This window comes from Bradyrhizobium sp. RP6 (assembly GCF_003837805.1).
Lineage (GTDB): Bacteria > Pseudomonadota > Alphaproteobacteria > Rhizobiales > Xanthobacteraceae > Bradyrhizobium.
Genome location: NZ_RQIT01000006.1, coordinates 200,544 through 214,508 on the forward strand (window position 1 = coordinate 200,544; position 13,965 = coordinate 214,508).

Below are 13,965 nucleotides of genomic sequence, written 5' to 3' on the forward strand. Positions count from 1 at the left end.
AAGAAGAACGAAAGGCAGAATGCCATGAAGGTCGACGGCAAGCATTTCCGCAGCATCTGGCGCGAGCGTGACGGCTGGTCGGTCGGCGCGATCGACCAGCGCAGGCTGCCGCATGAGTTCATCATCGCGCGCCTGACCTCCTGCGAAGACGCGGCCGTCGCGATCCGCGACATGCTGGTGCGCGGCGCGCCTTTGATCGGCGCGACTGCCGCTTATGGAATGGCGCTCGCAATGCGCGAGGATGCCTCGGATGCAGGCCTGAAGCGTGCCTATGACACGCTCGTCGTGGCGCGGCCGACCGCGATCAATCTGAAATGGGCCCTGGACGAGATGCGCGCGACGCTCGCGCCGATCGACCCCCTTGAAAGGGCAGAAGCGGCCTATGCGCGCGCCGACGAGATCGTCGAGCAGGACGTCGAGATCAACCGCGGCATCGCCGGCAACGGTCTGAAGCTGATCGAGGCGATCGCGGCGAAGAAGCCGGGCGAGACGGTCAATGTCCTCACTCATTGCAACGCCGGCTGGCTCGCCACCGTCGATTGGGGTACGGCGACGGCGCCGGTCTATCTCGCGCATGAGCGCGGCCTCAAGATCCATGTCTGGGTCGACGAGACCCGGCCGCGCAACCAGGGCGCCTCGCTCACGGCGTGGGAGCTCGGCCATCACGGCGTGCCGCACACGGTGGTCCCGGACAATACCGGCGGACACCTGATGCAGCACGGCATGGTCGATCTCGCCATCGTCGGCACCGACCGCGTCGCCGCCAACGGCGACGTCTGCAACAAGATCGGCACCTATCTGAAGGCACTCGCCGCGCATGACAATGGCGTGCCGTTCTACGTCGCGCTGCCGTCGCCGACGATCGACTTCGCCGTCCATGACGGCATTCGCGACATCCCGATCGAGCAGCGCAGCGGCGTGGAGGTCACCGACATGACCGGTCGCACGGCCGATGGCCGGCTCGAGACGGTGCGCATCGTGCCGGAGGGCTCGCCGGTCGTGAATTACGCTTTCGATGTGACGCCCGCACGGCTCGTCACCGGTCTCATCACCGAGCGCGGCGTGGTGAAGCCGGATCGCGCTGCGCTGGCGGCGGCGTTCCCCGAGCGGGTCGCTGCTGCGGCGGAGTAGATTTGGTCGGGCGATATCCCGCCACAACCGTCATTGCGAGCGCAGCGAAGCAATCCAGAGTCTTTCCGGGGAGGCAGTCTGGATTGCTTCGCTGCGCTCGCAATGACGGAGTCTGACGCGCTACCCGAGCTTCAGCCCCGTCGCCTCCTCGAGCTCGGCGATCGCCTGTGCGCCGCTCGTCACCTTGATCGTGGTCATGCCCATTTCGCGCGCGGGCTTCAGGTTGACGCCGAGATCGTCGAGATAGACGCACTTGTTCGGATCGACCTTCAGCGTCTCGACCATCAGCCTGTAGATGCGCGGGTCGGGCTTGCGCAGGCCGATCTTCGCGGATTCGATGACGTGATCGAACAGCACCATCACTTCGGCGATGTAGAGGGAGCGTCCCGTCATGCTGCCGATGGCGTTCGCCGGCAAATTGTTGGTGATGCAGCCGGTCGTGAACTGCGCCTTGATGCGCTTCAGAGCCTCGACCATCTCCGGGCGCAGATCGCCCTGCAGCAACGGCAGCACGTCACGGCCGCGCACTTCCGCACCAAGCGCGAGCGATTCGGCGGCGAACAATTCGTCGAACGTGTCGATGTCGACCTCGGCCCGCTCGAACTTGGCCCAGGCGTTTTCCAGGTGATTGGCGGCGTTGGTGCGCCGGATGATGTCGATGGGCAGGCCGCGCTCGGTCTCGAACCGCGTGAACGCCTCGAATGGTGAGCTCGTCAGCACGCCGCCAAAATCAAAGATCACAGCCTCGATCGTCAATGTCCTGCCCTCGTCAATTCCTTTCCAAGAGGGCTAGCATGCGGTATCGGCAAGAGCCAGTCCGAAGCCGTCCCCCTCCATCACCGATGCTGACGCCAAACCGTGTTCCCATGAAGAAGCTCGCCACGTTCATCGCTGCCGCGCTGCTGCTCGCCGCGCCCGCCCACGCCATCGTCGGTGGCGGCACGCCGCAGGCCGATGGTGTCGCGCGTGCGGTCGTCACCATCGTCGGATCTCGCGGCAATTTCTGTACCGGCAGCCTGATTGCACCACGCGTGGTCCTGACGGTCGCGCACTGTGTGCAGCCTGGCGCGGACTACAAGATCGTCGATCGCGGTGCCGACGGCGCACCGCAATTGCTGAATGTGCGCACCGTTGCCATCCATCCAAACTTCAACATGCAGGCGATGCAGGCGCACCGCGCCACCGCCGACGTCGCGCTGCTGCAATTGGAAATTCCACCCAAGGGAAAATCCACGGTGACGGTCGGCACGCCGACGATTCCAATTCAGGTCGGGAGTCGCTTCGTCGTCGCCGGCATCGGCGTCACCGTTCGCGGTGACGGCAAGAGCGGCGGCACAACGCGCGCGGCGGGCCTCGTTGCGACCGGGCAGCCCGGCACGCTCCAGATCCGCCTGGTCGATCCCGTAACCAACGGCGTTCGCGACGGAATTGGTGCTTGCACCGGCGATTCCGGCGGCCCCGTGTTCGAGGATAAGCCGAACGGTCCCGTGCTCGTCGGCCTCATCAGCTGGTCCACCGGGCCGAACGGCGCAGCCGGTTGCGGCGGGTTGACCGGCGTCACGCCGCTGACGCTTTATCGCGACTGGATCCTGCAGACCGCGCGGAGCTGGGGTGCGGGCCTGTGATTTGACGTCGATTTGATCTATGTCATTTTGAAGCGAAAGCGCGGCGGGCGAAACTGCCCGTCGCGGAGGAAACGCGCCGTCCGGTCAAGGGCGGCCACAAAAACAAGCAAGGCATAGAAGCAACAATGAATGTCGCTGTTCGCAGTCACGCCACGGCCAAACAGGCTTCTGGACATTTCGACGTGCTGATCGTCGGCGCCGGTATCTCCGGCATCGGCAGCGCCTATCACATCCAGAAGCAGCTTCCGGGCACGAGCTACGTCATCCTGGAGACGCAGGAAACATTCGGCGGCACCTGGAGCACACATCGCTATCCCGGCATTCGCTCCGACAGTGATCTGCATACCTTTGGCTACAGCTTCAAGCCGTGGGTCGGCCCGCCGATCGCGACCGCCGAGGAAATCCTCTCCTATATGAAAGAGGTGATCGACGACAACGATATCGCGCGGCACATCCGCTACAAGCACAAGATCAATTCCGCCAGCTGGTCCAGCGAGCAGAATCTCTGGACCATTGAGGCGGTGACGACCGACACCGGCGAGCCTAGGACCTTCACCGCCAACTTCCTCTGGATGTGCCAGGGCTATTATCGCCATTCGGAAGGCTACACGCCGCAATGGAAGGGCATGGACCGCTTCAAGGGCCGCATCGTCCATCCCCAGACCTGGCCCGATGATATCGACCTCGCCAACAAGAAGGTCGTCGTGATCGGCTCGGGCGCGACGGCGGCAACGCTGGTGCCGAACATCGCGGACCAATGCGCGCATGTCACCATGCTGCAGCGCTCGCCGACTTACTTCCGCCTGGGCCGCAACGCCATCGAGATCGCGGAAGAATTGCGGCGGCTTCAGGTCGACGAAGCCTGGATCCATGAGATCGTGCGACGCAAGATCCTGTTCGAGCAGGATGCGTTCACGAAGCTCTGCGTGTCCAAGCCCGAGCAGGTCAAGAAGGAGCTGATCGGCCAGATCAGCGCCGTGCTCGGCCCGGACTACGACGTCGAGACCCACTTCACGCCAAAATACCGGCCGTGGCGGCAGCGCATCGCTTTCGTGCCGGATGCCGACCTGTTTAAGGGCATTGCCAGCGGCAAGGCCTCGGTCGTGACCGACGAGATCGAGTGCTTCGTCGAGAACGGCATCCAGCTCAAATCGGGCAAGGTGCTCGAGGCCGACATCATCGTCACCGCGACCGGGTTCAATCTCGCCGCGCTCGGCGACATCGCCTTCGAGATCGACGGCAGGCCGCTCGCTTTCGGCGACACCGTCACCTATCGCGGCATGATGTTCACGGGCGTGCCGAACATGGTCTGGGTATTCGGCTATTTCCGCGCCAGCTGGACGCTGCGCGTCGATCTCGTCGCCGATTTCGTCTGCCGGCTGCTCGGACACATGAAGGCGAAGGGTGCAAAGAAGGTCGAAGTCAAGCTGCGTCCTGAAGACCACAACATGCCGATCCTGCCCTGGATCGATCCGGAAAACTTCAACCCCGGCTACATGATGCGCAACATGGACCTCCTGCCCAGGCGCGGCGACAAGCCGGAATGGCAGCACAGCCAGGACTACTGGACCGAGAAGGACGAGATTCCGAAGACGGAGCTGGACGACAAGGCGTTTGTGTACGGGTGAGGGGCGTCGTCGGTGGAAGGGGCGGTAGACGGCGCTACACACCCCGCTGTCGTCCCGGATCGGCGCTGCGCTTGTCCGGGACGACGCCGTTGATCGGGTGAGCGGCATCCCAACTCATTTGCAGCACATTCACGAATTCCGCCTTGTCGCATTCGCCGCAATGGCCGCCGCGGCCGTCCGGTTCTCCACGCCGAGCTTGGCGTAGATCTGCTCGAGATGCTTGTCGACCGTGCGCGGGCTGAGACCCAAGATTTGCGCGATGTCGCGGTTGGTCTTGCCCTTGCTGAGCCAGGCCAGAACCTCTCCCTCGCGGGTGGTGAGGCCGAGCTCGCTGGTGAATTCGGGCGGCAGCGCGGTGCCGGAGTCCCTGGAGAGCCGCAGCAGGAACTCGTTCGGCGCGGTTTCGCCCATGTAATAGAGCCGAAGTTGCGGATTGTCGGGCAAGGAAGCTCCTTGCGACTTCGAGCTGCCCTTGGCCTTGGCCTGCTCCAGCCACTGCAGCAGCGCTGGCGGCAGGACGAAATCGTCGGCCTGCGCGCCGTGATGGTCGGACAGCAGTTTCTGCGCCTGCGGCGTCGCCCAGAGCACGTTGCCTTGGCGATTGACCGCGAACAGGAAGCGGCCGGAGACGTCGAGCGCCGCGCGCGCGCTCTGGGTCAGCCGGGCATTTCCGAGATGGACGCGGATGCGTGCCAGCATCTCCTCGATCACGATCGGCTTGGTCACGTAGTCGACGCCGCCGGCTTCAAGTCCACGCACGATATGCTCGGTCTCGGCAAGGCCCGTCATGAAGATCACGGGGACGTTGGCAAGACCGGCATCGCGCTTGAGCCGGCGGCAGGTCTCGAAGCCGTCGATGCCGGGCATCACCGCATCGAGCAGAATGATGTCGGGCGTGAGCTGCTCGATGATGCGCATCGCCGCGGCGCCGTCGAGCGCCACCATGACCGTCATGCCGGCGCCGTCGAGCGCGTCGGTGAGCAGCCGGAGCGTCTCCGGAGAATCATCGACAACGAGCGCAACGTCGCGCTTCTTCGACTCAATGTTCATACGCGTGCAACGTCTTCAATGTGGCCATGTACTGGTCGAGATCGAAGCGATCGACCAGCGACCGCATCTGCGCGACGAAGTCGGCATGCTCAGGATGATCGTTGCCGATCTCGTCCAGCTTCAACTGGATACCCCTGACGTAGCCGATCTGGCCGAGCCCGATCAGGGCCTCGATGTGCCGCGCCGGTGGCTTTGATCCGGTCTCGGGACGCCAGAGCGGCACCGCGACCTCGCCCGAACCGTATTGCCATTCGATCTTGAGGAGCTGACGGATCGTCTCCAGCAGCCGCGGGATGTCGATCGGCTTCATCAGGTAGCCGTCGTGGAAGGGTTGAGCCAGCGGCGCGCCGTGGGCCTCCAACGCGCTTGCCGACACCATCAGGATGCGCGCCTGGTGATGGCCGCTCGCGCGCAAGGCCTCGGCCACGGTCCAGCCGTCCATGGCGGGCATCGAGATATCGAGCAGGAACAGATCGGGCCGGCAATGCTGCGCCAGCGCGAGGCAGCCGGCGCCGTCGGGCGCGCTGAGCAGGATGAAACCGAGCGGCGTCAGCACCTCGCGCAGGAGGTCGCGATGCACGGGATCATCGTCGGTGATGAGGATGGTCTTGCGGGCACCGTGATAGCCGGAGACCGGGGCCTCAACCGGTGCGATGCGCTGGGGATTGGTGACCTCCGAGAGCAGGATCTTGACCTTGAACGTTGAGCCGGCGCCGACCGCGCTTACGACCTTGATATCGCCGCCCATCACGCCGGCGAGCAGGCGGCTGATGGTGAGGCCGAGGCCGGTGCCGGTCTGCGGCTGCGAGACGCCAAGCGCACCGCGCTCGAAAGGCGCGAAGATGCGTTCGAGATCGTCGCTCCGGATGCCCGGGCCGGTGTCGATCACCTCGAATTCGGCAACGGGGCTGCGATAGTGCACGACGAATTGCACACTGCCGGACTGGGTGAACTTGATGGCGTTCGAGAGCAAATTGATCAGCACCTGGCGCAGCCGCTTCTCGTCCGCATAGACCACGAGCGGCAGCGACGCCGGCCGCCTGAACACGAAATCGATGCCTTTGGCCGCAGCCTGAAGGCGGAACATGCCGACGAGCTGCTCGAGGAATTCGCCGAGGCGCACCTCGTCGCGCGACAGATACAGCCGCCCCGCCTCGATCTTGGAAATGTCCAGGATGCCGTCGATCAGGCCGGACAGATGGTCGGCGCTGCGGCGGACGACGCGGACCTGGTCGCGCGGCTTCGGGCCCAGTGTCGTATCCTGCTCGAGCAGCTGGGCATAGCCGCTGATCGCGTTCAGCGGCGAGCGCAGCTCATGGCTCAGGCCCACCACGTAGCGGCTCTTGGCGAGGTTGGCGGATTCGGCGACTTCCTTGGCACGTTGGAGCTCGGCGTCGGTGCGCTTGTGCGCGTCGATCTCCTGGATCAGCAGCGCGGTCTGCCGCCGCGTCTCGGCCTCGGCGGCGCGGCGGCTCTGCTGCGCCAGCACGAACAGCCAGGCAACCACGCCGATGATGATGCTGAGCGAGAAGAACACCTTCCAGAGCACGTCGGACACGAGCTCGTTTTCCCCACGGACGCTCGCCGACGTCTGCAGATAGATCAGTCCCAGCACCAGGGCGACCAGGCCGGCTGAGACCGCGAACACGCCTATATAGTGGCCGAGTTGAGAGTTGATCCGGGCATAGATCGATTGCGGCATCAGCTTGCCCAGCGTCTCTGCCACCTGTATCTGGATTCGTGCGTGCGGCTTGCAGAGATCGTGGCAGCGCGCGTCCAGCGAACAGCACAGCGAGCAGATCGGCCCGGCATAGGCAGGGCAGGAGGCCATGTCCTCCGGCTCGAACGAGTGCTCGCAGATGCAGCACTGGATCGCTTCGATGTTCTGCCAGCTCCGCTTCGGCTTGCGCGCGATGTAGTACTTGCCGTCGGTGGCCCAGGCAATCAACGGTGCGGTGAGGAAGGCCACCGCGAGCGCTATGAAGGCTGACAGCGCCTTCGCGGTCGGCCCGAACAGGCCGTAAAAGGCGCTGATGGAAACGATGGTCGCGATCGTCATCGCACCCACGCCGACCGGGTTGATGTCGTAGAGATGCGCGCGCTTGAACTCGATCTGCTGCGGTCGCAAACCAAGCGGCTTGTTGACGACGAGATCGGCGACCAGCGCGCCGACCCAGGCGATCGCGACGTTCGAATAGAGCGCCAGCGTCTGCTCCAGGGCCTTGTAGACGCCGATCTCCATCAACAGCAGCGCCACGATGACGTTGAAGACCAGCCAGACCACGCGCCCGGGATGGCTGTGGGTCAAACGCGAGAAGAAGTTCGACCAGGCGATCGAGCCGGCATAGGCGTTGGTGACGTTGATCTTGACTTGCGACAGGATCACGAAAGTGCCGGTCAACGCCAGCGCGAGGTCAGGCTGCGACAGCACATAGCGGAACGCTTCGAGATACATGTGCGCCGGCTCGGCGGCCTCCTCGGGCGGCACGCCGTGGCTGAGCGCGAAGAAGGCAAGAAACGAGCCGGCCAGCAGCTTCAGCGCGCCGAGCACGATCCAGCCCGGTCCTGCGCTCATCAGCGCCATCCACCAGGAGGCCCTCGAGGCGCGGCGGTCGCGCGGCAGAAATCGCAGGAAGTCGACCTGCTCGCCGATCTGCGCCACCAGCGAGAACACGACCGAGGCGGCAACGCCGAACAGCAGCAGATCGAAATGTCCGTTGAGATCGCCGTGCTCGCCCGAGAACTTGCGCCACTCCGTGAAGGAGTGCGGGTTGTGCCAGGCGATCGCCGCGAACGGAATGATGTGAAGGATCACCCATAGCGGCTGCGTCCACAATTGGAAGCGGCTGATCAGCGTGATGCCGTAGGCAACCAGCGGGATGATGACGACGGCGCTGATGAGGTAGCCGATCGGTCGCGGAATCCCGAAGCACATCTCGAGCGCGGACGCGAGGATCACGGCTTCGATCGCAAAGAAGATGAAGGTGAAGGACGCGTAGATCAGCGACGTGACGGTCGAGCCGATGTAACCGAAGCCGGCTCCTCGCGTCAGCAGGTCGATGTCGATGCCGCACTTCGCCGCATAATACGCAATGGGCACCCCGCAGCAGAAGATGATGATCGAGACCACCAGGATGGCGGCAGTCGCGTTGGTGACGCCATAGTTCAGCGTGATTGTGCCGCCGATCGCTTCCATCGCCAGGAATGAGATCGCGCCCAGGGCAGTGTTGGCGACGCGGGCGGCGGACCAGCGGCGTGCGCTCTTGGCGGTGAAGCGCAGGGCGTAGTCTTCCAGCGTCTGGTTGGCGACCCATTGGTTGTACTGGCGCCTGACGCGGTCTATTCGCTGCCGCCCTGCCACGTAACCCCCACTCCCTGATACGGACCCGGACCCCTCGCAAATTCCGTACCAGAAGCCTACGTCGGCATTTTGCGGTGCAGTATACGCGATCTTGCGTATGCTTGTGCTGCACAAATTCGAGCCATCCTCCCGGCACCGATAGCGTGTTCTCGAACAAAAGTGGGGGTGCTCATGTCAGACGAAGCAAACAAGGGCCTGTTGTCGCCGCTCCGGCGCAAATTGCTGATGGGGATGGCCGCCGTGCCTGTTGTCACGATGCTGCCGCGGGCGTCCTTTGCGCAGGCCCCGGCGACATCGGCGGTCAACACCACGGGTCTTGCGGTCACCGACACCGAGGTCACGGTCGGCATCCTGCATTCGGCGACCGGCACCATGGCGATCTCCGAGACCGGCTCGATCGAGGCCGAAAAGCTCGCGATCGAGCAGATCAACGCGGCCGGTGGCGTGCTCGGGCGCAAGATCAAGTTCATCCAGGAGGACGGCGCCTCCGATTGGCCGACCTTCGCGGAAAAGGCCAAGAAGCTGCTGGTCAACGACAAGGTCGCGGCCATCATGGGCTGCTGGACCTCGGCTTCCCGCAAGGCGGTGCTGCCGGTCGTCGAGCAGTATAACGGCATGCTCTATTATCCGACCTTCTACGAAGGCCTCGAGCAGTCCAAGAATGTGATCTACACCGGCCAGGAAGCGACCCAGCAGATTCTCGCCGGCCTGAACTGGATCGCCAAGGAGAAGGGCGCGAAGACCTTCTTCTTCATCGGTTCCGACTACATCTGGCCGCGCACCTCGAACAAGATCGCGCGCAAGCACGTCGAAAACGTCCTGAAGGGCAAGGTCGTCGGCGAGGAGTACTACGCGCTCGGCAGCACGCAGTTCAACTCGGTCATCAACAAGATCAAGCTGACCAAGCCCGACGTGATCTTCACCGACGTCGTCGGTGGCTCCAACGTCGCGTTCTACAAGCAGCTCAAGGCCGCCGGCATCGATCTCGCCAAGCAGCCGCTGCTGACGATTTCGGTGACCGAGGACGAAATCGACGGCATCGGTGGCGAGAACATTGCTGGCGCGTACGCCTGCATGAAGTACTTCCAGTCGCTGGACAATCCCAACAACAAGGCCTTCGTGCCCGCCTTCAAGAAGATGTGGGGCGAGAAGACCGTGATCGGAGACGTCACCCAGGCTGCGTATCTCGGCCCGTGGCTGTGGAAGTTGACCGTCGAGAAGGCCGGCTCCTTCGACGTCGACAAGATCGCGGCAGCGTCGCCCGGCGTCGAATTCAAGGGGGCCCCGGAAGGTTACGTGCGCATCCACGAAAACCATCATCTCTGGTCGAAGACCCGGGTGGGTCGGGCCAAGCTCGATGGCCAGTTCGAGCTGATCTACGAGACCGCCGATCTCGTCGAGCCGGATCCGTTCCCGAAGGGCTACCAGTAAGCGACGGCATCCCTCGCGCCTTCTCGCAGACACCAAGCCGCTCCCTGGCGTGGATCGCAAGTCCATGCCTCAAGACCCCGCGTCGCGAACCTGCTCGCGACGCGGGACCCTTTCCCGACGGAGGACATAGATGTTCGGCGACTATTCGATTGGCGACCTTGGCTCGATCTTCGTCATGCAGGGTTTTGCCGGACTGATCCTGTTCTCCGTCTATGTCCTGATGGCGCTCGGACTTGCCATCATCTTCGGCCAGATGGGCGTCATCAACATGGCCCATGGCGAGTTCATGATCCTCGGGGCCTACGTCACCTGGATGACCTCGAACGTCTTCCAAGCCTACATGCCGAGCCTGTTCGGCGGCTACTTCTTCCTTGCGATGATCCTGGCATTCGTCGCATCCGGCGCGCTCGGCATGCTGGTGGAGTGGGTGCTGATACGGCACCTCTACAAGCGACCGCTCGATACGCTGCTTGCCACCTGGGGCCTCAGCCTGATGCTTCAGCAGGCCTATCGCTCCGTGTTCGGCGCGCGCGAGGTCGGCGTCGAGCTGCCGCAATGGATGCTGGGCTCGCTGCACGTGACCGACAGCATCGAGGTGCCGATCAACGGCGTCTTCGTGATGGGTCTCACCGTGCTGATCACCGTTTCCGTTGCCTACGTTCTCTACCTGTCGCGCTGGGGGCGCCAGGTGCGTGCGGTCGTGCAGAACCGCATCATGGCCGGCGCGGTCGGCATCAACACCGAAAAGGTCGATCGCTACACTTTCGGCCTCGGCTGCGGCATCGCGGGCGTCGCCGGCAGCGCCTTCACCATGATCGGGTCGACCGGGCCGACCTCCGGTCAGCTCTACATCGTCGATACCTTCCTTGTGGTCGTGTTCGGCGGCGCCGCCAGCCTGCTCGGCACCATCGCCTCGGCCTTCTCGATCTCGCAGACGCAATCGACGCTCGAGTTCTTCATGTCGGGCTCGATGGCCAAGGTGCTCACGCTGCTCGCTGTCGTCGGCATCCTGATGCTGCGGCCGCAGGGTCTCTTCGCCCTCAAAGTCCGCAAATAACGAGAAGCAGGCAAGCCATGATCATCAACTCACGCTTCTTCAATCGTTCCGAACTCACGGGCTTTATCGTCCTCGCCGCCGTGCTGTTCGTGATCCTGCCGCTGTCGCTCGATGTGTTCCGCCTCAATCTCGTCGCGAAGTACCTGACCTACGCCTTCGTTGCGCTCGGCCTCGTACTGTGCTGGGGCTATGGCGGCATCCTGAGCCTGGGGCAGGGCGTGTTCTTCGGCCTCGGCGGCTACTGCATGGCGATGTTCCTCAAGCTCGAGGCCTCGAGCGTCGAGAACACGAAGATCCAGTCGACGCCCGGCATTCCTGATTTCATGGACTGGAATCAGATCACGTCACTGCCGCTGTTCTGGCAGCCGTTTCACAGCCTCACCTTCACCATTCTCGCCATCATCTTCGTCCCCGGCCTGTTCGCGCTGATCATCGGCACCGCGATGTTCAAGCGCCGCGTCGGCGGCACCTACTTCGCGATCATCACCCAGGCGGTCGCCGCCATCCTGACCATCCTGATCGTCGGGCAGCAGGGCTACACCGGCGGCATCAACGGCATGACTGACTTGCGCACGCTCAAGGGTTGGGACATCCGGCCCGACCACGCCAAGATCATCCTGTACTTCGTCGAGGTGGTGCTGCTGTTCACCTGCATCGGCATCGCGCAGTTCATCCGCCTGACCAAGCTCGGTCGCATCCTGGTTGCGATGCGCGAGCAGGAAGACCGCGTCCGCTTCTCCGGCTACAGCGTCGCCAATTTCAAGATCTTCGCCTTCTGCATGGCCGCGATCTTCGCCGCGATCGGCGGCGCCATGTTCGCGCTCAATGTCGGTTTCATGTCGCCGTCCTTCGTCGGCATCGTGCCGTCGATCGAGATGGTGATCTACACAGCCGTTGGCGGGCGGACGTCGATTTTCGGCGCGATCTGGGGCGCCATCCTGGTGAATTTCGCAAAGACGAGCCTGTCGGAATCCTTTCCGCAGCTCTGGCTGTTCAGCCTCGGCGCTCTGTTCATCGCGGTCGTGCTTGCCTTCCCGAACGGCCTGTCCGGACTCTGGGCCGATTACGTGCAGCCGCGCATCGACCGGCTGTTCGCACGCAAGCCGAAGTCGGGCTGGAACGGCAATTCGGTCGCCGACGGCGCACCGGCAGAGTGAGGAGGCGATCATGCTCGTCGGTCATCACGATGCCGATGCCACGCTGGCGGTAAGGAGATAGATCATGCTCGTCGGTCATCAGCCCAAGGAATTCCTGCTCGCGGTTTCAGGCCTGACCGTCTCGTTCGACGGGTTCAAGGCGGTCAACGACCTCTCCTTCTACATCGAGGAGAACGAGATTCGCGTCATCATCGGTCCCAACGGCGCCGGCAAGACCACGGTGCTCGACCTGATCTGCGGCAAGACCAAGGCGACGTCGGGCTCGATCCAGTTTCGTGGCAAGGAGCTCACGAAGATGAAGGAGAACGAGATCGTGCAGACCGGCGTCGGGCGCAAATTCCAGACGCCGTCGGTGTTCGAGGATCTCACCGTGTTCGAGAACCTCGAGATCTCGTTTCCCCGCGGCCGCACCGTGTTCGGCTCGCTGACCTTTCAGCGCGATCAACTCGTCAAGGACCGGGTCGAGGACGTCGCGGAGATGATCTTCCTCAAGGACAAGCTCAACACCTATGCCGACGAGCTCAGCCACGGCCAGAAGCAGTGGCTCGAGATCGGCATGCTGCTGATCCAGGACCCGGACCTGCTGATGCTCGACGAGCCCGTCGCCGGCATGAGCGTGTCCGAGCGCGTCAAGACTGCCGAACTGCTCAACCGCATCATCAAGAACCGTTCGGTGCTGGTGATCGAGCACGACATGAAATTCGTCGAGGACATCGCACACAAAGTCACCGTGCTGCACCAGGGCCAGATCCTTTCGGAAGGCGCCATGGAGAAGGTGAAGAACGATCCCAAGGTCATCGAAGTGTACCTCGGTCACTAAGGAGCACGCTGATGCTGGCTATTTCGGATCTCCACGTCGCCTACGGCCAGAGCGAGGTGCTGCATGGCCTCAACGTCAAGGTCGCGCCCAACGAGATCGTCGCGATCATGGGTCGCAACGGCATGGGCAAGACCACCCTGATGAAGTCGCTGATGGGGATCCTGCCGGCCAAAAGCGGCTCGGTGACCATGGACGGCGCTGAGCTCGGCAGCCTCAAGAGCTACGAGCGCGTCGCCAAGGGGCTCGCCTATGTGCCGCAGGGCCGCATGATCTTCTCCACCATGACGGTGAAGGAGAACATCGAGACCGGACTCGTCGTCTCCGGCGGTTCCGAGGTGCCCCGCGATATCTACGAATTGTTTCCGGTGCTGCTGGAGATGAAAGGCCGCCGCGGCGGCAACCTGTCCGGCGGCCAGCAGCAGCAGCTCGCCATCGCCCGCGCGCTCGCGACCAAGCCGAAAGTGCTGCTGCTGGACGAGCCGACCGAAGGCATCCAGCCGTCCATCATCAAGGAGATGGCGCGTACCCTCAAGCGCATCCGCGACGAGAAGGGCCTTTCGATCGTCGTCTCCGAACAGGTGCTGAGCTTCGCGCTCGACATCGCCGACCGCGTGCTGGTGATCGAGAACGGCGAGATCGTGCGCGATGATCCGCGCGATGCCGTCGATGCCGCGCAGGTCTCGAAATATCTGTCCGTCTAACCAA

The 13,965-nt window shown here is 63.5% G+C and carries 11 protein-coding genes; 8 read left to right on the top strand and 3 right to left on the bottom strand.

Annotated elements, in window-relative coordinates; genetic code table 11:
* The first annotated feature begins 24 nt into the window (after positions 1-24).
* Positions 25-1,131 carry an S-methyl-5-thioribose-1-phosphate isomerase gene (mtnA, locus tag EHH60_RS15155; RefSeq protein ID WP_124160261.1) on the top strand — a complete coding sequence of 369 codons (1,107 nt, stop codon included), beginning with the start codon at positions 25-27 and terminating at the stop codon, positions 1,129-1,131.
* A gap of 120 nt (positions 1,132-1,251) precedes the next feature.
* Here the strand turns inward: mtnA and EHH60_RS15165 are convergent, their stop codons facing one another.
* Positions 1,252-1,887 (bottom strand): HAD-IA family hydrolase, encoded by a 636-nt coding sequence (locus EHH60_RS15165; protein WP_199751478.1) that lies wholly within the window; start codon positions 1,885-1,887, stop codon positions 1,252-1,254.
* A 110-nt stretch (positions 1,888-1,997) separates the two neighbouring features.
* On the opposite strand from EHH60_RS15165, the gene EHH60_RS15170 reads away from it, so the two are divergent.
* Positions 1,998-2,756 (top strand): S1 family peptidase, encoded by a 759-nt coding sequence (locus EHH60_RS15170; protein WP_199751479.1) that lies wholly within the window; start codon positions 1,998-2,000, stop codon positions 2,754-2,756.
* Positions 2,757-2,881: 125 nt separating this feature from the next.
* Positions 2,882-4,384 (top strand): flavin-containing monooxygenase, encoded by a 1,503-nt coding sequence (locus EHH60_RS15175; protein WP_199751480.1) that lies wholly within the window; start codon positions 2,882-2,884, stop codon positions 4,382-4,384.
* 129 nt (positions 4,385-4,513) lie between these two features.
* Here EHH60_RS15175 and EHH60_RS15180 read toward each other — a convergent pair whose 3' ends face one another.
* Both EHH60_RS15180 and EHH60_RS15185 read right to left on the bottom strand, forming a co-directional pair.
* Positions 4,514-5,434 (bottom strand): response regulator, encoded by a 921-nt coding sequence (locus EHH60_RS15180; protein WP_124160265.1) that lies wholly within the window; start codon positions 5,432-5,434, stop codon positions 4,514-4,516.
* Positions 5,424-8,795 (bottom strand): hybrid sensor histidine kinase/response regulator, encoded by a 3,372-nt coding sequence (locus EHH60_RS15185; protein WP_124160266.1) that lies wholly within the window; start codon positions 8,793-8,795, stop codon positions 5,424-5,426. The genes EHH60_RS15180 and EHH60_RS15185 overlap by 11 nt, the downstream gene beginning before the upstream one ends.
* Before the next feature lie 171 nt (positions 8,796-8,966).
* On the opposite strand from EHH60_RS15185, the gene urtA reads away from it, so the two are divergent.
* From urtA to urtE, 5 genes are all read left to right on the top strand, one after another.
* The gene (gene urtA / locus EHH60_RS15190; protein WP_124160267.1) at positions 8,967-10,226 is read left to right on the top strand and encodes an urea ABC transporter substrate-binding protein; all 1,260 of its coding nucleotides are present in this window, start codon (positions 8,967-8,969) and stop codon (positions 10,224-10,226) included.
* Between the two features lie 130 nt (positions 10,227-10,356).
* The gene (gene urtB / locus EHH60_RS15195; protein ID WP_124160268.1) at positions 10,357-11,283 is read left to right on the top strand and encodes an urea ABC transporter permease subunit UrtB; all 927 of its coding nucleotides are present in this window, start codon (positions 10,357-10,359) and stop codon (positions 11,281-11,283) included.
* Between the two features lie 17 nt (positions 11,284-11,300).
* Positions 11,301-12,440, top strand: a complete 1,140-nt coding sequence (gene urtC / locus EHH60_RS15200) for an urea ABC transporter permease subunit UrtC (protein WP_199751481.1) — start codon at positions 11,301-11,303, stop codon at positions 12,438-12,440.
* 64 nt (positions 12,441-12,504) lie between these two features.
* Positions 12,505-13,260 carry an urea ABC transporter ATP-binding protein UrtD gene (gene urtD, locus EHH60_RS15205; RefSeq protein WP_124160269.1) on the top strand — a complete coding sequence of 252 codons (756 nt, stop codon included), beginning with the start codon at positions 12,505-12,507 and terminating at the stop codon, positions 13,258-13,260.
* 11 nt (positions 13,261-13,271) lie between these two features.
* Positions 13,272-13,961, top strand: coding sequence for an urea ABC transporter ATP-binding subunit UrtE (gene urtE / locus EHH60_RS15210; RefSeq protein ID WP_124160270.1), 690 nt, complete (start codon positions 13,272-13,274; stop codon positions 13,959-13,961).
* Positions 13,962-13,965: the final 4 nt, after the last annotated feature.